This is a genomic window from Paenibacillus sp. MMO-58 (assembly GCF_037146255.1).
Lineage (GTDB): Bacteria > Bacillota > Bacilli > Paenibacillales > Paenibacillaceae > Pristimantibacillus.
Map to the genome: position 1 here is coordinate 158,021 of NZ_JBBCVY010000001.1, position 21,549 is coordinate 179,569.

The 21,549-nt window shown below is 46.6% G+C and carries 11 protein-coding genes; 8 read left to right on the forward strand and 3 right to left on the reverse strand.

What is annotated here, in order from left to right:
- Positions 1 to 178: 178 nt before the first annotated feature.
- A complete protein-coding gene (locus tag WFJ73_RS00730) occupies positions 179 to 1,225 on the forward strand; it encodes a LacI family DNA-binding transcriptional regulator (protein WP_336771046.1) in 1,047 nt (348 codons plus the stop codon).
- Positions 1,226 to 1,488: 263 nt separating this feature from the next.
- On the forward strand, positions 1,489 to 3,918 hold the full coding sequence (locus WFJ73_RS00735) for a hypothetical protein (protein ID WP_336771047.1): 2,430 nt from the start codon (positions 1,489 to 1,491) through the stop codon (positions 3,916 to 3,918).
- A 61-nt stretch (positions 3,919 to 3,979) separates the two neighbouring features.
- Here WFJ73_RS00735 and WFJ73_RS00740 read toward each other — a convergent pair whose 3' ends face one another.
- A complete protein-coding gene (locus WFJ73_RS00740; RefSeq protein WP_336771048.1) occupies positions 3,980 to 4,879 on the reverse strand; it encodes an AraC family transcriptional regulator in 900 nt (299 codons plus the stop codon).
- A 452-nt stretch (positions 4,880 to 5,331) separates the two neighbouring features.
- Here WFJ73_RS00740 and WFJ73_RS00745 point away from each other — a divergent pair, with 452 nt between their 5' ends.
- From WFJ73_RS00745 to WFJ73_RS00765, 5 genes are all read left to right on the forward strand, one after another.
- Positions 5,332 to 11,979 carry a DUF5695 domain-containing protein gene (locus WFJ73_RS00745; protein ID WP_336771049.1) on the forward strand — a complete coding sequence of 2,216 codons (6,648 nt, stop codon included), beginning with the start codon at positions 5,332 to 5,334 and terminating at the stop codon, positions 11,977 to 11,979.
- A 74-nt stretch (positions 11,980 to 12,053) separates the two neighbouring features.
- Positions 12,054 to 13,064 (forward strand): S-layer homology domain-containing protein, encoded by a 1,011-nt coding sequence (locus WFJ73_RS00750; RefSeq protein WP_336771050.1) that lies wholly within the window; start codon positions 12,054 to 12,056, stop codon positions 13,062 to 13,064.
- A 412-nt stretch (positions 13,065 to 13,476) separates the two neighbouring features.
- Positions 13,477 to 14,898 carry an ABC transporter substrate-binding protein gene (locus WFJ73_RS00755; protein WP_336771051.1) on the forward strand — a complete coding sequence of 474 codons (1,422 nt, stop codon included), beginning with the start codon at positions 13,477 to 13,479 and terminating at the stop codon, positions 14,896 to 14,898.
- Between the two features lie 72 nt (positions 14,899 to 14,970).
- Positions 14,971 to 15,894 carry a carbohydrate ABC transporter permease gene (locus WFJ73_RS00760; RefSeq protein WP_336771052.1) on the forward strand — a complete coding sequence of 308 codons (924 nt, stop codon included), beginning with the start codon at positions 14,971 to 14,973 and terminating at the stop codon, positions 15,892 to 15,894.
- A complete protein-coding gene (locus tag WFJ73_RS00765) occupies positions 15,891 to 16,763 on the forward strand; it encodes a carbohydrate ABC transporter permease (protein ID WP_336771054.1) in 873 nt (290 codons plus the stop codon). Before WFJ73_RS00760 ends, WFJ73_RS00765 begins: the two co-directional genes overlap by 4 nt.
- Before the next feature lie 86 nt (positions 16,764 to 16,849).
- On the opposite strand, the gene WFJ73_RS00770 is transcribed toward WFJ73_RS00765, so the two are convergent.
- Both WFJ73_RS00770 and WFJ73_RS00775 read right to left on the reverse strand, forming a co-directional pair.
- Positions 16,850 to 17,497, reverse strand: a complete 648-nt coding sequence (locus WFJ73_RS00770) for a hypothetical protein (protein WP_336771055.1) — start codon at positions 17,495 to 17,497, stop codon at positions 16,850 to 16,852.
- Positions 17,498 to 17,683: 186 nt separating this feature from the next.
- Positions 17,684 to 18,610 carry a DUF2167 domain-containing protein gene (locus WFJ73_RS00775; protein WP_336771056.1) on the reverse strand — a complete coding sequence of 309 codons (927 nt, stop codon included), beginning with the start codon at positions 18,608 to 18,610 and terminating at the stop codon, positions 17,684 to 17,686.
- A gap of 304 nt (positions 18,611 to 18,914) precedes the next feature.
- Here WFJ73_RS00775 and WFJ73_RS00780 point away from each other — a divergent pair, with 304 nt between their 5' ends.
- Positions 18,915 to 21,515: a LuxR C-terminal-related transcriptional regulator gene (locus WFJ73_RS00780; protein WP_336771058.1), complete on the forward strand. Its 2,601-nt coding sequence runs from the start codon at positions 18,915 to 18,917 to the stop codon at positions 21,513 to 21,515.
- Positions 21,516 to 21,549: the final 34 nt, after the last annotated feature.

A 21,549-nucleotide genomic window follows, 5' to 3' on the forward strand; every position in this document is an offset into this window, starting at 1 on the left:
AGGGCAGGAATGTTGTTGGGAGCTGATCACAGAGTGCCTATTGATTTAATCAATAAGAGGCCACTTGCATTATTTGCATAAGCCTATAATAGTGAGCTTAAGTGAGTAGCTTGAATGTTAGCTGCGTTAATGATATAACAATAGAATAATGTGAAACGTTTAAAAAAGGGTGAAGTTCATGGAAAAAATCGGGATTAAAGATATTGCATTGCGCGCGAATGTATCCACGGCAACGGTTTCCTATGTATTGAATGGCACCCGCAATGTAAGGCCCAAGACGAAAGAGAGAGTCTTAAAGGTAATCGAAGAGCTGAATTACAGGCCAAATGATATTGCCAAAAGCTTAAAGAGTAAAAGAACAAATACAATTGGGGTTATTGCGGAGGACGTAACGGTCTTTAACGTTCCCGAGATTATTGACGGAATTAACGAATATGCCGAGAAGAATGATATGCATATCCTATTAACCAATCTAAGGTTGCAAAAAAGAGTAGGTTATGATTACGCGAACACCGATCTTTATCAAAAGAATGCGCAGGATGCCGTATCGAACCTCTTGTCCAAGCAAGTTGAGGGAATCATTTATATTGGCGTACATCCCCGCGATTTAACGGGCTTGATCAATACTTACAATAAACCCATTGTATATACCTATTGTTATGCGCAAGACGAATGCTCCATCCAATATAATGATGAACAAGCTTCTTATGATGCGATTAAATATCTGGTTGGCAAGGGACATTCGCGAATTGCGATCATCAGCGGGTTAATGGATTCGATCCCTTCCAGGCTGCGGTTTAACGGTTATTATAAAGCTTTGACCGAATTCCAGCTGCCATTTGATCCACAGTTCATAAAAGTAGGCGACTGGGGTTTGAATTCGGGTTATCATCTGGCATCCGAGCTATTGAAGTTACAGGACCCGCCTACGGCCATTCTTATTATGAACGATTTAATGGCTGCGGGCGCATTGCGGGCTGCATCTGAACAAGGGATCGTTGTTCCAAGGGATCTTTCCATTGTAGGCTTCGATAACCGGGAGTTCAGCGCTTATTTAAGTCCTGGAATTACGACAATGGATTTGCCGTTGCATGATATGGGCATATTGGCGATGAAGGCTCTTTATAATAGAATTAGCGGAACAAACGAGAAAACGGAGGAAACTCCTCTATGCAAATTAATTGAGCGGGAATCCGTAGCCGGCCCGAGGTTATCTCTTAAATAATTGTTCGGCAAGAGACTGTATCATTCTAATAAGGCGGTCTCTTTTTTGTTGCGATTTAGGTAAATCGATTAACCAATGTATGAGAACTTATTTGATAAATGGTTTTCATAAATAGCTTGTGCAACTATAGAAAAGAGAGGCTGGAAATGCACATTTAACAACGTATTTGGCAAGGCTTATAAAATGCTTGCTGGGACTTATCCTGCTATGATAATATTGATTTATTATTTAAACGTTTAGATTACGACATTAGGAGTGAGAACTTGAAGCTGCTTCATAATGATACCTTTGAATTGTACTTATCTCCGCAAGGTACGGTGGAGTCTTTATTTCTGACAAATGATCCGGATAAGATGAACTGGGTAATTGACGCACAATATGTAAAGGATACAGGCTATTCCAGTCAGGATAAACGCTTCGGACAGTGGAGCGCTATCGTTGACGATGAATGTATTGAAAGCGTTAACTTACAACCGCATATGCATGTTACGGATGATAAATCCGCCATTGTTTCTTTTTTGCATGAAAAATTCAAAGTGGAATATGAGTATCTGCTCAATAATAATGGTGAATTGCAATGGAGCATTCGTTGTTCGAATACAACCGATTATGCGATAAAAGTAAATGGATTTCATAGTTGGTTCTCACTTGCTTACATCATGTTCCGTGACCATGATGTCTTGAGAAACATGAAGCATTCTTGCGCGGTATTTCCTCATCTGGGCGGCGATTTTTCCAAGTTTGCGGCTATGCGAAGAAGCAATGAGGCTCCGCATCTTGCCATCTATAGCACGGGCGATCGCGTTACGGCTTTTGGGACGTATTGCAGTTACGTCAATCGTTTTTTGGAACAGGTATCGCCGTCATTGGACGGAATGCTTTATCACCGACTGTCGTTTGTTGAGGATGGAAGTTCGATGGGCCAGTCTGCAGTGAGTGATTGGATTTATGGCGGTGACTACACACCTATTACTCTTGAACCTTCAGAGGAAAGAACCTGGTCATTTGTTTTTACACCGTTTAAAGATCAAGAGGAATTTTATGCGAAGGCGCAAAGGTATGGACATCCGCATTGGACCTATTCGCATGTTACGACTACAGACGGAAAATTCTTTGCCGAATTGAGTCTTCCGGAAGGGGAAACATTACTCTCGGCCAAAATCGTAAGTGCAGTGGATGAAGTAGGCAGCACGAAGGAAACCGATATTACGAATGAATTTAAGTATGTTTCTAACGAAAAATCTAAACGTTTACGTGTTGTGATCTCACTGAAGTCAGCGGGAGAGATTAAGTTAGAAGCTACGCTTGGTAACGGTAAATGCGATGTATTGGTTGGAAATGTGCTTGAACCCATTCATAGCTTGCTGGAAAGAAGAGCAGCTTGGCTATGCGGCAATAGCTATAATGTTAACCAAGAATCAACGCGTCCTTATGCCTTTAAGCCATTATCGAACCAAGGGGAGTCCCTTGGTAAATTATCGTTTATTCTCATGAAAAATCTATTATCTCCCCCTGTACCGAAAGAGGTTCATAATGTGGAAACCTCTGCTTTCCTGGATTTAAAGCATCATTGGTTTGAGGATGGAGATTTTATGAATCCCAGACCCCTTTACGGTTTTTTCTACCGCATTTATGATTTCGATTATATTGGTCACGTGTATTATTTGTTGTCCAGATTCGATCAGTCCTTATTGGCTTATGCCAAGCCGGAAACGTATTTAACTTGGGCCGCTCAAGTCATGTGCATGAGACTGGATCCGGACTGCCACCGAAATAAACGCGAAAAAGAGGAGTCCCAGCTTGTTGGCGTATTTATTCTTTATATTGCTGAGTTGCTAGAAGATTTGGGAAAAAAAGAATTAATCCATTGGCGAGATAAACTGCACAAGTTATGGCAGCAATTTGTTGAGGGGTTAAAACAGGGCTCACAGGGATATCAGGGAGCTGTGACGGAGCATTTCTACGATAATGCGGGGTTTGGACCTACGTGCGAAGCCTTGTGTCTTGCGAAGCTAACGGAAGAAGCCGAATTATATGCTCCCCTGATTATTGCGAATATCGGGTTTAGCAATGATTATAGAGCAAATGCTCCGGATCGTTGGTGGGAAGCCTTATCTTTCATGACGCATTCGTTATGGGGAGGCTTGGTAGCCGGAGCTGCCCGATCCTCTTATGAAACGCTTGGAGACACGAGATTACTGGAAGCCGGTTATCGGGCAACAATGGCTGTGTTTAATTGTTATGATTGGAACGTGTATTCCACAACCCGTAAACTACAACCGGGTGAGGCAGCTTCTACGTATAGCATTGCGGCTCCCAATTTAAATATGCCCGAGCTATCCAGAAACCGCTTTGGCCAATCCATTTTCAAAAAGTCGAGCGATCCTTTATTCAGCAGCCTTTTCTCTAACATTGAAGGTGACGACTGGGATATGGGGGAAGAGCTTGTTGCTTATATGCTTGGGTTTGGTTCAACAACCTATCTATATACGGATGGCCATGGGGAACTAAGATGCGTAAACGGTTTTATGGAGCCGGCAGAGAAGGGCTGGAGAATTACTAGCTATGCCGCCTATCCAACCCGATACGTGATGCTGGAAAAAGGACTGGCGTTTGATTCGAATGCAGGAGAAATCGTTAAAAGTATATTGTTTATAGACGGTCAATTCCAAAGTACGGAAATTAAAATTTAACGTTATAACTAAAAAAACGGAAGCTGGAATGTTTGATGGCCAGCTTCCGTTTTTTATGTTCTTAAATGATCTCAGGCTTCCGGCATTCCTTCTTCCGAAAGTTGGCCGGCGAAGCACCCTGTTTATTGGTGAAGACGGAAGAGAAATAGGCGGGATTGTTAAAGCCGACTTCATCCGCAATACGAGCGATGGACCAGTCCGTTTGAATGAGCAGCTTTTTTGCCTGTTCTATCCGATAGTGCAGCAAGTAATCGATTGGGGTTAGACCATAGACCTTTAACATGCATTTGGCTAAATAGTTGGGATGGTAATTGAATTGGGCCTTTAATATGGGGTTCGTGATCTTGGAGGTATAATTCTGGCGTATAAACAATTCAATTTTTTCGGCAAGATGGATGGCCGTTGAATTGGTGGCTAGCCCGGAATCATAATTAATATTTTGCATAAACGTCTGGAAAGCCGTTTGCTTCCGCCAATTACGAAGCGAGCGCGGATCATTATCCAAGGAATAGAACTCCGTGAGAGCATTCATGGATTTACTAGACAGCTTTAATTTTTTCGGGATAAAAATTGAGCTTAATTCGCAGTGATGGAGATAAGCTCTCTGTTTATGTTTTTCGAATAACGTCATTTGGTTCTCCAGGCATTCGTCTATGCTTTTCATTTCATCCCAGGCACCAAACGTCTGAAAATGAATCCAGGTAATTTCCGTCTCCTCTTCACAGGAAGCCGTACCGTAATGATACGCATCGGGTCTTAATATAATCGCTTCATCTTTATGGATGATCCATTCCTTATTATTCTCGCCGATAAACAGCTTGCCCTTGGTAACGATAATAATATCGAACACATTAATAGAATAACGACTTACATGCCGTTCGCCTGGCAAGAAGGTATGTTTTCCGCTGTCTATAAAATAGGGAATAGGCGGAGTTACAAAGTGCAGTATGAACTCGGACATTGGATATCCCTCACTTTGATCAATTATGACGACGCTTTCATTTATATAATAAGTAATCTCCGGAACGAATTTCAAGATATTTGTATAGTGAAATATCATAAGGAAGCCAATAAATTTAAACGATTTACTTAAATGGGATCTTAAATAGTGAAATTTTGGTAATCGCAAGCAAATCAGAAACTTTTGTATTAAAATATCACACTTCCCTATACGATTCAATTCACCAATAGGAATGTTGAAATTCCATAAATATAGGTTGGAATATTGGTTTCTCAATACAAATCGGCGGTGATACAATTAAGTAAGCGCTTTCCGTTGATGAAAATAAGAGGAAGGAGTAGGGACTATGGGATGAATTACGGAAAGTCATTGCCATAAAACTAAAAATCTAAACGTTTAAGATTACCACAGTCACCAAGATAAATACTACGAAATGTAAACAGGAGGTTAAGATGAAGACGACGACTAAAAAGTTGATGTCACTCGCTACCGCATTTACGTTGTTTTTCGAAGTGCTGCCCTTGGGGATTAACGCGGTGCCTTCGGCAGCCGCAGCAACGAACAGTATCTCCAATGCTAGTCTGTCTGCCAAGGTCGGCGATTTAGGACAGATTGAGGAATTATATATTCAGAATAACCCAACTAACAAAAGCGGCAAACCTATCAATTTTGTTCTGCCCAACAATACGTCACCGCAAAACGACGTCCAGCACCAATGGATGGGGGAAATGCTTTTCTCTTACCGTACCGGCGACAGCAAGCAATTTCCTAGCGACAGAACCGGCTTTGTGGAAGTCGACACGAATAAAACATTGGCGGCCGGCGGATCAACAAAGTATACGAACATTAATCCCGCTAACCCTTATTTTACGAAAGAGGCTTCAACGGACGGCAAGAAGGTGGAAGTCAACTTCATCGGACAGAATCTCGATTCGACAACCGCCCGCGCGATGAAAGGCTTTGACGTGAAATCCGTGTTCGATATGGATACCGACGACGGTTCGATGCTATGGGAAATCACGGTGAAAAACAAAAGCAGCAAATACATTGAATTCGGCGATATCGGCTTGCCGATGCCTTGGAACAACAAATACCAATCGGTATCGGATACCTATGACAACCGAGTGACCGTACATAATTTTGCCGGTGCCGACAGCGGGTATTCCTATGCGATCCGCACGAGCGGCGAAGGCAATTTCATGATGTTCGCCCCCGTGCCGGATAGCGGCGCACGCATTGAATACGTGGATTATTGGTTGGGCGACACCGGTGAGCTGCGCAACGGAAGTCTGTACTCGAACTGGGTCGGCGACAGCGGCGGTTGGTTTCCGGGGTTAAACGTTCTATATATCCATTCAAAAGATATACAGAAAACCGGCCGCGGATATTTTACCGACGCCACCAGCTTGGTTTTGGGACCGGACGAGCAAAAAACTTACAAGTTTAAGTTTTCGGCAATACGTGCTGGCGACAATAGTCCGCAAGCAAACGCTCAAAGTCCAAATAACGCTTCTACTTCCATGGAAGACCGCGAGGCTAACCTTCGGTCCACCTTGTACAAATCCGGCATGATCGACGCGGTTGCGCTACCCGGCTTCCAAGCTGCGATCAATATGCCCATCAAGCTGGATCTGCATTACGACGACAGCCTTATCGACGTACAGTCCATAGACATTCAGTCTGTCGACGAGAATGATCCGTTTGATGCCGCGCACATCCCGACTATCAAGGCAGGCCAGACCAGAAGCGCCATGGTCAACAATACCCGCGCCGGCCGCGGACTGCCTGACGGAAATCCGGGATACAGCGAATCCGTACAGTATGTGGAAACCAAGATGATTAACGGTGAACAGCATCATATCTATTCGCTCAAGTTCGGCAGCATCGGCAATAACAGCGTACGCGTGAATTATAAGCTGAAGTCCGGTGCAGAGCAGTTAGATAAGTTTACTCAGTTTGAATTCAATATTCTTGCCGAGCTTGATCAAACATCGCAAGCCCACTCCGAATTTATGGTAGACAAAACGCAGGATAAGGATCCGAATAGTCCGACCTACGGCATCTACCGCGACTGGTATCTGACAACAGGCCTTGACACGACGACCAGCCATTGGGGAGACGACTGGAGCCACGATAACATCAATTTCATGACCATGAAGAATTATCTCGATCCGGATCCTAATGAGATTAAATCCATTGAGAAATACCTGATCGATTTTATGTGGGAAAAATATATGAAAGATACGCAGAACAGCTTTACCGTTGCGAACTATCTCAAAGATTCGGGCGCCTACACGAATTCGCAGAAGCCTTATGTACGGACGTTTTCCGAAATGATGGAGTCCACCGGCTATTTCAATATGTACCGGATTCAAAAGGCCTACCCTAATTTGTTAGAGTATCGCGAAACGCCGCAATATTATCTGGAAAAGGCCTACGGCATCTACTATAACCGCGTCTCCAGCGGAGCAACCGGATTCTATGGCGAGCAGCAGATCCCCGATATGATTGAGGCGCTTAAAGAAGAGGGAATGCTGACGGAATACGAGAATCTGAAAAAGAAATTCGCCCAAACCAAAGGCCGGAACGTGACAAACGCCGCTTATCCTTACGGATCGGAATTTGAATACGATAATACCGGCGAAGAAGGGGCTTATTCCGCGGCCAAAGCGCTGAGAACCTACTATCCTGAAGACGCGCGGGCGGACGCAGCCTTGAAAAGCATGGGAATGGCCGACTTGAAAACTCGCGCGATGCGGGGCATTCAACCTACCTGGTACTATTATTCCGTACCTGTATTCCGCGCCGGCGAAGGCTGGTGGAATTTCCAATATACCGCTTCCTTGGCGGGATCCATCATGGATGACTGGCTCCGTTATGAGAATGACGGAAGATCCGGAGAACAAGCGGCTGTCGCGCAGCAGCGCAACTACGCCGCGAAAATATCTAACTTCAATGCCGTCAATATGGGGCAGATTTCGGCGCAGTCCGTAGGCGGCATCTCTTGGAGGTACAACGCCCAGAAGGGCGGAACGGGTACCAAAAACGTAAACGATGGCGGAACCCGCGTTATGAACAACGGCTGGCAGGACTTCTCCGGCGAATCCGAGGAAGGACTCTATGGCTCGCTATTGCGCATCAGTTCCGATATCATTACCGATCCGGTATTTGGTCTTTTCGGATACGGAGCTACGGTCACTGAAGAAGACGGCACTTACCATATCACGCCAAAAGACGGCTTTGGCAAGCGCATCAACCTTATCAACGAAAAAATTTACCTGGTCTCCGAAAGCGATAAAATCGAAAGCGCGCAGATTCAAAAAGACGGCAAGGCGTTTTCATTGCAGCTCTCGAATCTTGCTAAAAGCGAGCACGCTTCGAAGATTGATTTCGATGGAGCAGGATTAGAGAACGGCTATTATACAATGAAGCTAGACGGGAAAGATGCTGGACAGTTCTATGCACTGAACAATAAAGGCACGGCTATGTTCCAATTGAGCGGTGCGCAAACGGCTGATTTGACCATTGAAAAGGCCGATACGGGTGAAAATGAAGCCCCGCAGGTTACTGCAGAGCTGGTAACGAAAGACCCGCAAGCGATGATTCCTTTTGTGATGAACGGAATGGTGACCGATGACGGCGCGCCAAATGGCGCGTTGACCTATCAATGGGAAGTTGTCAGCACTCCGGAAGGCGGCAAGCTGACTCTTACCAATCCGAAGTCGACAACTACGCGGGCAAACGGTACCAAAGAAGGTTCCTATACGGTTAAACTCACCGCAAATGACGGGCAAATGAGCGGTTCTAACGAACTGACCTTCTCGCTTTCCGCACCGCCGGAAAAACAACCTCCGGTCATTGGCGAAGTGACAGCAGTCCAGGATGCTTCGAACAGCAGTATTCTCGTGTTATCCGGCAAGGCGACACCGGATCCGGTGTACAGCGCGGTCACTGATCCCGTATGGACGTATGGATGGACGGTTAAGCAAAAGCCGGAAGGCGCAGCGGATGTTACTTTCGTTGGCGGCGACAAAGCAAACGCATATGCCCGCATAAGCAAGGCAGGCACTTATGTGTTTACCTTTACGGCGGCTGATGAAGGCAAGACCTCCAGCAAGGATGTAACGGTTAATATTGCGAAAGACGCCGATGGCTCGTACAAGGCAATCAGCGTTGTTACGTTAATAAACGCGGCTCCGACACTGCCTGGACAGATGGATGTTCTGTATGACGACGGGTATAAGCAAAGTGCGATCAAGTGGAATGAGGTCGATCCGGCCAGCTACGCGAAGGCAGGCGAGTTCGTTGTCGAGGGTAATTTCGTAGGCAGCGAATTGAAGGTTCGCGCCACGGTATACGTTGTGAAGGCACAGCCTCAAAACAACGCACTCACTGCAAGAGCTTCTGCTAGTTACTCTGGCGGCGACGGATATCCCGAGGCGATGAATAACGGTAACGAACCAAAAAGCTCGTCGGATTTCTCCCCATCCAAAGGTGCCGCTAACAGTGCATGGCACAACTGGGGTAAAGAAGGAGAGCCGGCATGGGTGATGTATCAATGGGATGAGCCATTCCTTGCCTCTTCGATGGATGTATACGTCTTCCGGGATGGGTCCGGCAATTTCCAACCTACGGATATGAAGCTTCAGCTTCGTGACGCGGATGGAAATTGGTACACGCCAAGAGGAGTAACGGGTCTTGGGAATGCCTTAAATAAATACAATACGACCACCTTTGAGCCTGCTTATATTACAGGCGCTCGTTTGGACATGAAACCTCTTACCGTTGGGATAGGCATTTTGGAATGGAAGGTAAATGGATATACGGGAGGGACAGACAAGTCGCAGCTGGTACAGATTATTAACTTTACAAATTCATTAAAGGCTGCGAACTTTATCGATCAAGGTCTTGAGCCGATTGCTGCGGCAAAGGCTGCCGCTTCCGCTGTGTTGAGCAACAAGGAAGCTACGGAAGAGGACGTTGCCCAGGCTATTGCCAAGCTGCTGGCAGATCTGCGGCTCTTGAGTCCGCGCGATAAGAATATGGCGTTCGCAGCTAGTCTCTCGGCCAGCTTCACTTCTTCTTGGGAGAGTCTTCCTGCGGTTAACGACGGGTTAAAAACCGCTGCAAGCAACCCGCATTGGGGTTCGTGGGGCAATACAAGCTCGGAGGAATGGGTGCAATACGATTGGCCGCAGGGAGCAACCATTCAAAGCTCGAATCTGATGCTGTGGACGGATAATGGCGGCATAGAGGCGCCTACAAAGTATACGTATTCGTACATTCCGGTGAACAGCACAACGAATGAATGGGTAACGGCTGGGACGATTACCACAGGAATTACAGCTCTTACTACTCCGGTAGGCTCGTCTAATCTATTTGCCTTTGACCCGGCTCTGGAGGTTAAATCCCTGCGCGTTACGATGACAAAGAAAGCCCGGAATGGCAATGGTGTCGGCTTATGGGAGTGGGAAGTACTTCAGGCGGCGACCAATCAGAATCAGCCGGCGCCAACAACGCCAACAGGGGTTAAGCCGACCGTATTCAACGGGAATGACGGAAAGATCACTGGCGTGACAACGGCAATGGAGTATAGGAAGGCTGGCGTGGACCAATATACGGCCATTACGGGAACGGAGGTTACGGGCCTCAGCGCGGGAACGTATTTTGTCCGGTATGCGAAAACCGGTTCTCTAAATGCCAGCCCGGATAAGGAAGTTGCGATTCCGGAAGGAGATAAACGAGATCCAGCTGCCAGCATTAGCGGTCCTTCATCGCCTGTGTTCTTGGGTCAACCCGTTCAACTCCCGGTTGGCGTTACGGGACTGACTCATGACTTCAATATGCTAAGCGTGGAGCTAAAGTACGATCCGGCTATGCTTGAGTTTGCTACCTCGCTGAATGATGGCGTTAACGTCTTGGCTTCGGATACCATTACTCCTTCGCGGGAGGGACTCCAAGTTCTTGAGACGGCGGTGAAGCCGGAAACGGGAGAAATCCTGATTATTATGGGAATCACCGGAACATTCTTGACAGGTGACGGCGAATTGTTTGTTCTTCACGGCAATGCCAAGACGGACGCAATGGCCGGAACGACAACGGTTGCCGTAACCAAGCAGGAAATGGTCGGCGATGAGAGCCATTATACTTTGCTCGACACATCGCTTGCTACGGTGGACATACAAGTTGTGCAGGCGGATAAGACGACATTGATTGCTTCCATTGCGGCAGCCGAAGAGCTTCTTGCTGCGGCAACCGAAGGTAATCAAGAGGGTCAATATCCAATCGGCTCCAAAGCAATCCTGCAAGCTGCAATCGATAGCGCATCAGTAGTGGTGCAAAACGGAGCGGCAACGCAAACGGACGTTGCTAATGCATTTGCTGCATTGAATGATGCGGTAACCGTGTTCAACGGTTCGATTACCCATATCGATAAAGCGGCATTAAATACGGCCATTACCGATGCTGAGCAAGCATTGAGCTCTGCCGTAGAAGGATCGGCGCCGGGCCAATATCCAACGGGAACGAAGGCTGTCCTTCAAGCTGCGGTAGAAGCAGCCGTTATCGTCCGTGACGGTACGAAGGTAACGCAAGCCGAAGTGGACCTGGCTGTGTCGACATTAACGACCGCAGTGAGCACATTCAGAGCTAGCGTGAATCCGACAACTACGCCTTCCGTTGATTTAGCAGCCTTAAATCAAGCGATTGCTGCCGCTCAAGGTAAGCTGGCGAAAGCAACCGCGGGCAACAAAATAGGTCAATATCCGGCAACCGCAATTACGACCCTTCAAACTGCCATCGTAGCAGCGAACAACGTGAAGGGTAACGGCGGAGCTTCGCAATCGATGGTAGATGCAGCGGCAGCAGCATTGAATAATGCGGTATCCGCATTCGCTTCCAACATTGTGACGCTTGTGCCTGGAGAGACATCCGTTACGATCCAGGATCTGTCGATCATTGCGAAATATTACGGCGTTAAGAAAGATCAACCTGGCTGGAGTATCGTAGAAAAGGCGGATTTGTTCGATAATCACGAGATTACGATTCTCGAGTTAGCGGCAGTAGCACGCATGATTGTAGGCAATTGGTTACAGCAATAATCAAACGGTGAAAGCGGAATAAGGAGGGAAGGTGCTGCGGCGCCTTCCCCATCGTTAATGAAGGGATGATCCGCATGTTGAAACGCAAGCTGCTAATGATGCTATTGTCGACCGTCATCCTTTTTACAGGAGTGGCGCAAGGTACTGTCATGGCTAAAGAGGCAAACGGCACGTTCGAATTAAAGCTTAGCTATTCGGGTAAGGATGTTAAGCTGTCTATTATGGGGCACGGGCTTACGGATATGTACGCTTATGATTTCGAGCTGTCGTATGATGAGAAATTGCTTTCCTTTAGCAAGGCGGAAACTTCGATTAAAGGCTTTTCGGTAGACCCTATCCTTGGCGCGAATAGTATCCGGATTGCCCATACGAAGATGGGAGAGACCGGTGGCGAAAAGGGGGACGTGGAGCTGTCTGTGCTAACCTTTAAACGTATCGGATCCGGGACAACCTCTGTTAAGCTTAATACGATAAAGCTCGTTGATTCTAAGCTGGACATGGCCACGTTAGAGCCTAAAGTAACGGCAACCGTCATCGATAATACCAATTTGTTGACTTTTAAAGATGTAAAGGGACATTGGGCGGAAGCTTCGATCTACGAAGCTGCAAGCCTAGGCTTTGTGACCGGTTATTCAGATGGCACCTTCAAGCCGAATCTTGAAGTAACTAGGGCAGAATTTGCGACGATGATCGTTCGGGCTTTGCAGATAAAGACCAGTGATGGTAAAGGTCTGACCTTTAAAGATAATAAAGACATTCCTGTCTGGGCGAGAGCGTATGTGCAAACAGCGGTTGAAGCTAAGCTGATTACCGGCTACGCGGATCATACGTTTGCTGCGAACAAGCTGATTACCCGCTCGGAAATGTCGGCCATCATTGTACGTGCGCTTGCCAAAGAAACAAGCTCCGCCACTAAATTGCAGTTTGCTGATCTGGATCAGATACCGGCATGGGCTATCCCGTCTGTGAAGGCAGCAGTCGAACTTGGTATTATGAAGGGAAATACGCATAATCAATTTGCTCCGAACGCACCTACCACCCGCGCGGAGGCCGTTACGGTTATTCTCAGAATGCTGAAAGCGTAAAATAATAAACATGGCCCGAAAGATAACACTAAAAACGTGCGCGTCTTTCGGGTTTTAATTTGCTAGATTTTATGCAAAAGGTTGAAAAAGTATAAAAATTGGCATAAGATATCCTTAATAGATTCACTTCTTCCTAGCGAGACTGGTTGTTTGCTAAACGTTTAACTTTGGGCCAACGATATTTTGACCAAGAGGCTGTGTAAAATCGCAATAATTACGCTTTACGCCCTTTCGATGGTTGAAATATTAAAAGAACAGGTTGAAATAATCGGTTTCATTCTGAGAATAAAAATGGCACAATAGTAATGGGCTCGATGTTAAACGTTTAACTCGAAAGCTTGGGAGTACGGAGCGGATGAGTCAAACGGTTAGACATATACATTAAAGCAAATATCGAAGGGAGATCGGGGTCATGAAAACAGGAAGGAAACTTGGAGTAGGTCTTGTCTCGGCTGCATTGGCAATGAGTGTCGTTGGTTGTGGGAATAACGGGAACAACGAGACAAACACAAGCACAAACACGGCATCGCCGGGCACAGATGCTACCAAAGCACCTGCAACGTCATCTTCCAAGACTGAAAAGGTTAAAATTATCTACTCGATGTGGGGAAGCGCCGAAGAAGGAAATACCACTCAATCGGTGGCGGACAAATTTAATGCCTCCCAGGACAGAATTACGGTGGAAGTGCAAGCGATTCCATGGGAAAGCTACATGACTAAATTGAATACGCTTGCAACAGCAGATCAGCTGCCTGATACAGGCATGTTAAAAGAGGATGGCGTTATCCAATGGTCCTCTCAGGGCATGCTCAATGACGTAAGTTCTATGTATGAGGGAAGCGACAGCAAGCCGCTTGATAGCCTGGCTTACAAATATCAAGGCAAAACCGTAGCTTACGCTGCTGCAAATGAAATTCTACTTCTTTATTACAATAAAGACATGTTCGACAAAGCGAATGTTCCTTATCCTCCATCCGTGCTTGATAAAGCATGGACATGGGACGAATTCGTGGAAACGGCCAAGAAGTTAACGGTTGATAAAAAAGGGAAACATCCCGGTGAGGATGGTTTCAATCCGCAAAGCATCGTTCAGTACGGGGCATCCGTGGAAAATCTCCCGTGGCAGTTGGAAACCTGGGCGCTGAGCAATGGCGGAGGTTTTTATTCCAACGACGGCTCTGAGGTTAGGGTTGGGGAAGACGCCAGCATCGATGCTATCCAAAAAGTTGCCGATCTGTATTTGAAGGATCATGTTGCTCCTTTGTCCGTCGGACAGACGGATGACGGCATTCAACGCACCATTATCGCAGGTACGGTTGCTATGGCAACAAACGGTGCATGGAATGTAGGAACAAGCTTAAATACGGCGAAGGAAGCCGGCTTGAACTATGGCGTAGCTGTACTGCCTTACATGAAGGATAAAGTTACTCTTAATACAGGCGGCGCCAATGTCGTATTCTCCCAAACTAAGCATCCGGAAGAAGCAATGGAATGGCTGAAATGGTACAACTCTGAGGAAAATAACTGGGCACTCATCTCATCGGGTATTTGGATGCCAACCCTGGAGAAATGGTATACGGATGAATCTCTGACTCACAAATGGGTTGAAAATCCAAACTTCCCAGCGTACGACGAATACAAGTCTGCCGTAGTCGATTACGCGCAATCTTCCGCAGCAAGACCTGCTTCGTGGTTCTATACGAATAATACAACCGAATTCAACACCTTGCTAGGATCCGTTCTAGGGGATGTATGGACGGGTAAAACGACTGCTAAGGACGCCATCTCCAAAAATCTCGATGCATTGAAGGCCGCTCATACAGGCAATCAATAATAAAGATAGGAGGGATGACCGCCACGAACACGCATGCGGCGGTCATCCTTTTAACATGAGGGGGAGCGAGAAATGGAAGCCATTAATAAACCTCAAAAGCGCCGTTCCCGTATTTATTCAGGCGAGGCACGCGTAGCTTATATTTGTTTGATTCCGGCCTTTCTAGGATTGATTTTTCTGACGTATTTGCCTCTTCTAGGAGTACTGGGCATCAGCTTGACGAATTGGACTGGCTTGAAAAACCCCGAATTCATCGGCTTTGATAACTATGTCAAGCTATTTACGACTGATCCATATATTAAAGACTCCATTATCGCGACGATTTATTTTGCGGTTTTATCGGTAATCGGCAGTATGATCTATTCCCTGTTTATTGCGTTACTGCTGAATCGAAAAATTCCTGCAAGAGGGTTTTTCAGAGCGGTATTCTATGTGCCGTATGTTTTGCCTGCTGCTGCGATCTACGTAGGATGGTCGTGGCTCTATGAGGGGAATTTTGGATTCTTCAACTATCTTCTCTCCGAGCTTGGGCTGAAAAAAATTCTCTTTATCGCCGATTCCACCTATGTCGTTCCTTCGCTTTCGTTAATTTCGGTGTGGCTGGCAGGCAACTTGATCGTTATCTTTTTGGCCGGACTTCAGAACGTTCCCGTCGTTTACCATGAAGCGGCTGAAATGGATGGCGCGAACGGCTGGCAACGCTTCCGTCATATTACGTTACCATGCATGACCCCAATCATCTTCTACAACCTGCTGATGAGCTTGATCGCCAACCTTCAAGTCGTTACGCCGGCGCTTTCTTTAACGAATGGCGGGCCTGGCAACTCTTCCCGATTCATGACTTATCTCATGTATGATCAGGCCTTTGTGAATTACAAATTAGGTTATGCCTGTGCAACTACGTTCATCATTTTCGCCATTCTTGCGGCCTTTACTGTCGTATTGTTTAAGACGTCTAACAAATGGATTTATAATGAAGGAGGGGACGACAAATGAGTGTAGCAGCATACGGGGGCAGACTTAGAAGCAAAAAACGCAGGGACCTGTTGATGAACATTTTAACTTTTGTCGTCATTATCGTTTTTACCGTTCTAGCCCTCTTTCCGATCTGGTGGATTTTCCGCACATCACTCATGACGAATGCCGAGATTTATAAATATCCTCCTTCCCTCGTACCGCAAAATTGGTTGTTTTCCAACTATGAGAGGACGCTTGAAATATTCAAGTTCTGGAAATACCTGTGGAACACGATGGTCATTATCGTTCCCTCCTGTCTGGCAGGAACCCTTACGGCTACCTTATGCGGATACGCTTTTGCAAGGTTAAGATTCCGGGGCAAAAATTTGATCTGGGCACTATGCGTTGGTTCCATGCTTCTGCCTGCCATGGTAACGCTTATTCCGCTGTACATCGGTTGGACGCGTGGCCTTGGACTTAATGACAGCTACTGGCCATTGATACTGCCTTACTTCTGCGGTGGCGGCGCATTTAATATCTTTTTGATCCGTCAATTCATCATGTCCATTCCAAGGGAACTCGATCAAGCGGCAACGATCGACGGTGCCGGGTACTTCCGCATCTTGTTCAGCATCATTATGCCGGCTATCCGGCCTGCAATGATTGTTGTCGCATTGTTTATCTTCATAGGGTTATGGAACGATTTGCTTCAACAGATGATTTACATCAACTCAAGCGATAAATATACGATTGCCCTTGGACTAACCAACTTTAGAGGCCAATTAAAGAGCGACTGGTCGCTAACGATGGCCGCCACATGCTTGTCTTTTGCTCCAGGTGTCATTTTCTACTTAATTGGTCAAAGGTATTTCGTAGAGGGAATCACTCTAACCGGATTGAAAAATTAGTTTTAAATCAATTAATCAATGTTAAAGCAGTAGCCGGTCTATGACCAGCTGCTGTTTTTATATATTGTTTAAAATCAATTTTTATTTTATTTGATGATTCTATATCTTTTTTTATCTCGAGAAAAATGAGTACTAAGAAGTAACGAATCATCCCAATAAGTATAAAAATTTATTGACTGTGGAACTAGTGTTTCCTTACTTATATTCTGTGGAATATGAACAGAATAGTTATACAGAACATTTCTTATAACCGCTGCGATAAACTCGGGAGAGCTATTGCCGTAAGTTGAATCATTAATGAAGGCTTGAGAATTTATTGTAATAGAGATATCAAGACTTTTAATTTCATTTTGATAGTTAACTTTTGTAGAAGGCAAATCCAGTCTTTTTGGTGCTCCAATAGTTTCAAGTTTAATGAATTCAGTAATAACCGCATAGGTAGGTTCCGTTTTAATAAGTTTTTCATACTCCATGATTCTAGGCAGAATAAATACAATAATGAACGGAAGGATAAAAATACAAGCTGCTAGTTTTCTCTCCAAAATCCATTTTTTATTGGTGCAAAAATAGTAGAAAGAAGCCATTAGTGAAAGTGATGGGAAAACATATCCGTAAATTAATAAAGGAGGGATAGCTATCACGGCAAGAGAAACTCGTCCAAGTAAGAACACTAGAAGCCATAATCCAGTAAGGATATAAAGCGTATTGAGAATGCCTCTATTACTGGTCTTCATTTAGACGAACCCCTCCTAATGAGATAAATAATACCGCATCTCCTATGTAACTAAGATAGAGTATACCTAATGGTTTAATAAGTTCTAACTTTTATAGAACCCTTTGGAAGGACTTTTGGGACCTAAAGTTTCATAAGTGAAAGAGCACCCGTCATTCATCAATCGAATGGAGCGGGTGCTCTTTATTTACAAGGTTTGATTGCTCTGACCGTTATCGAGATCGATGTCATCCTTCGGCTGTTTTGTCTTCCGGCCTCGCAAGAAGCGCATCACTGCCGCGCCTGCCGCAACGATCAGGATCCAGAATTTCTTCGCGAAGACAAGAATGACTGCGAGGAGTCCGAGCTTTTTCGCGGCAACAACGCCAACGCCGCCAAGAATAAGGCCGGTAAGGCCGAAACTTGCTTTTTTATCCGTATCGGCGTTGTAATCCTCATAACGCTGGCCTTCCTTCAACCGGAAGGCAGGCAGCAGCTTGTCTTCCATCGTTTGCCGGTCGGCTGCCAGATGCTCCGGATCGGAGACCAAGACGGCGGATACGACGCCTTGTCGGCTTAGAAGCCGAACATTATAATTGATGAGCTTGGACTGGTCCGCATCGTGCGCAAGCAGCGACCATGCGAGACTGTGCATCTTCTCGTCGTAGAAAGGCGCTACGTCCCAGCCTTCGACATAGAGCCGATTCGCTTCATCTAGCTCTTTGTTCATTTCCTCTGTGCCTTTCTTGTAGCTTTGCAGAAGCTTATCTGCGTCAATATCATCCTTCTCGCTTTCATTGACGTAGCCTGTCTCTTCATATTCAAAGTACAAAGCCCAGCTTTCATTCTCGCTGGACGGGAAGACAACCCCAATCTCTCTATTCGTTGGCATTCCTCCAAGCTGTTCCTGATAAGCTCTGGCATCGTCCCCGTCCAGGAATACGAAATCCTCGCGAAGCTTGAGATCAGCAAGCCCATCGCCCAGTTCAACCGTTTGACCCGTACCTTGGACCCAATTGAGCGTTTGCGCGTCGGCATTTTCCCCATCCGCATGAAGAACGGCCGGTAATCCCGTCAACATCAGGCACGTTATTAAACCGATTTGTAACCATTTCTGTAATCTAGCTTTAACCATTGTCGTAATGACCCCATTCTTAGGTAGTAAATATCACTACGACATCATAACAAATTCAAAGAGGGCTGGATACAATTTATTCCTATACTTACAAATAAATATCAGGGTTTCTTTATTGCGAGGGCAGATTTAGTTAAATACATGGGTGATTGAAAAATCTCCCGATCCGGTATGCCAAGTTCATAGTTCCACAATAGAATAATCAAATTAATTCTATTATTTTAAATAGACGGGTTCCAAAAAGTGTATAATTTTTGTTAGTTTATGTCGAATTGCCGCGCTTTTATGGGGAGGGAATAAAGGGATGAAACCAAATGCGATACCAGGGTCCAAACAGGGGCCAATTGCCTTATCCAAGCTGCTTGTTCCAAATGCGGCATCAAACTATGTCGAGCATCCGCGATTATCGGATATGCTGAACCGGTCGGGTACCTGCCGGCTGACGTTAGTCGCGGCACCAGCCGGATTCGGCAAAACAACGCTGGTCAGCAGCTGGATCAGCCGGCGGGCGGTTCGTGCGGCCTGGCTGTCGCTTGAACCGGCGGATAACACGTTCGTGCGGTTTTGGAGCTGCGCGGCAGCGGCGATTGACCGGACGATTCCGGGCTTCTACGAAGCGGCGATGCCGATCTTCCTCTCATTTGGCGAGACGTCCGCGGAGTCGGCGATGTCTTTTTTCCTGAACGAGTTAATCGGCAGGATTACCGAGAAGATGATACTTATCGTGGACGATTATCATTTCATCGATAATCCGGCCATTCATAATGGTCTTGCTTATTTGCTTGACCATCTGCCAGCTGCCCTTCATCTTGTCATCGTCAGCCGCACGGTTCCGCCGCTTCCGCTGTCACGGATGCGGGCGCGGAGACAGGTGCTGGAGCTGGATGGACGTCATCTGCGGTTCACGGCGGATGAAGCGATGGAGCTTCAAAACAAGACGTCGGAGACAAGGCTTACGCCTGAAGAAATGACGGAGCTTGACGCCAAAACCGAAGGCTGGGCGGTAGGGCTGATTTTAGCCTTTCATTCCTTGGCGGGAACAAGCGGCAACGAAGGTTTTCTTCACTCCTTCGACGGTCACAACCGGTACGTATTTGATTATTTGCTTGACGAGGTTATCCATCGACAGCCGCAGAATGTGCAGAGCTTCTTGCTGCGGACAAGTATTCTGGAGCGTTTTTCCGTATCGCTATGCGACGCGGTGACCGGTTCGACGCACTCCGCTTCCGCGATTTCCTATTTAGAAAAGGCGAATCTGTTCGTCAATCCGCTGGATCATTCGCGTACTTGGTATAAATATCATCATCTATTTGCGGAGGCGCTCCGGAACCGGCTGAACGAAACCTACGACCAGGCAACAAGAAGCGAGCTTCACCGGAATGCTCATCGCTGGTTCGGAGAACGGGGCTTGTATCGGGAAGCGATCAAACATGCGCTAGCGGCGGAGGATTTCGATTCGGCCGGCCAGTACATGGAACGGCATTTGCCCGAGATGATCGGAAGCGGAGAAGAAGCCGATCTGCTTCGATGGCTTAGCGAGATGCCGCTCAGAAGCATCGTACGTTTTACGAATCTGTTCTTTTTCCAGGAAAGCGTACAAGCCGCGAAAGGGCGGGCTGCTGAAGCCCGCCGGTACTTGGATCAAGTCACCGCATTGTTGGATACGGAGCCCGAACTGATTGAAAGCGAACGGATAAAGGAAATGCAAGTGCACATTAGAATGTATAGCAACTCTCTTTCCTATTATGAAGGAGATATTGACGGATTCATCGGACAGCTGAAAAGCAATCTGGATTTATTGGTACGGCATGGATCGATTGCGAATGTCGTGAACATGGGAGAGGCTCTGCTGTACCGCGGTCCAGTCGGATTTGGCGGCAGACTGCGTAAAATCGCTTATTTGTCTTCGAACGTTTCGGCCGATGAGAAGCTGTCGCTAGTGCTGCACCGGAGCCTGGAAGGCTTGGGCGTGATTTTGCTAGCGGATCTGTTATATGAACTGAATCGGATCAAAGAGTCGCGGCTGACACTCGAAAAGGCGCTGTACGGCGGAGCATTTCCGCGCAATCCCGCGGCTTTGGCGCCCGGATACATCCTGCTGTCCAAAATTTTGCAAGCGGAAGGAAAAATGGATCAGGCAAGGAACGTCATCCTGCGTGCGATTGAAGAGATGAGGGAATGCCGTTCTCCTCGCTGGCAGATGATCGTGGAAGCTAGACTGGCGAGACTGCAGCTTGCCGCAGGAGAAACGGAGGCAGCTGCCGCATGGATTAATGCCCGCCATATTCGAATCGTAGATCGCGCGGATGTGAGCCGTGAATACGAGAACTTTTCTTTGGCGCGCGTCTTGATGTCGCAGGGCGAGCTGCGCAATGCTTTGGGCTGGCTTTCGCGAATGAGCCTGGAAGCGAAACAGGCGGACCGGATTGCAAGCCGAATTGAAGCACTGCTGCTTCAGGCCTTATGCCACAAGGAGCTGGCGGATTACGCCAGTGCCGCCTCTGCGTTGGCACAAGCCTGCGAATTAGCGCGCCCGGAAGGTTTTATCCGCATTTTTATGGACGAGGGACAAGCATTAACCCCTCTATTCGAACGGTGGTTAAGCGAAGCTCCGCTGGATGAAGAAATGTTTGCATACGCGAATCTGTTGCGAGAGAGGGTTTCCGAGGGTGGTTTATCTGCTTCGTATGTACGGTTGAAACATAGCTTCACCATCAAATTGACTGAGCGGGAACGTGAAGTATTGCGGAAAATCGGCGAGGGTCTTTCGAATGAAGAAATCGGCGGACAGCTCTTTCTATCCACGGGGACTATCAAGAAGTACGCCTATAATATTTTCGAAAAGCTGCAGGTGAAGAACCGGGTGCAGGCCATCTCGAGAGCAAAGGAAATGGGATTGTTATAAAAGGCTTATTTATGGGATAAGGCTCCTGTCATTA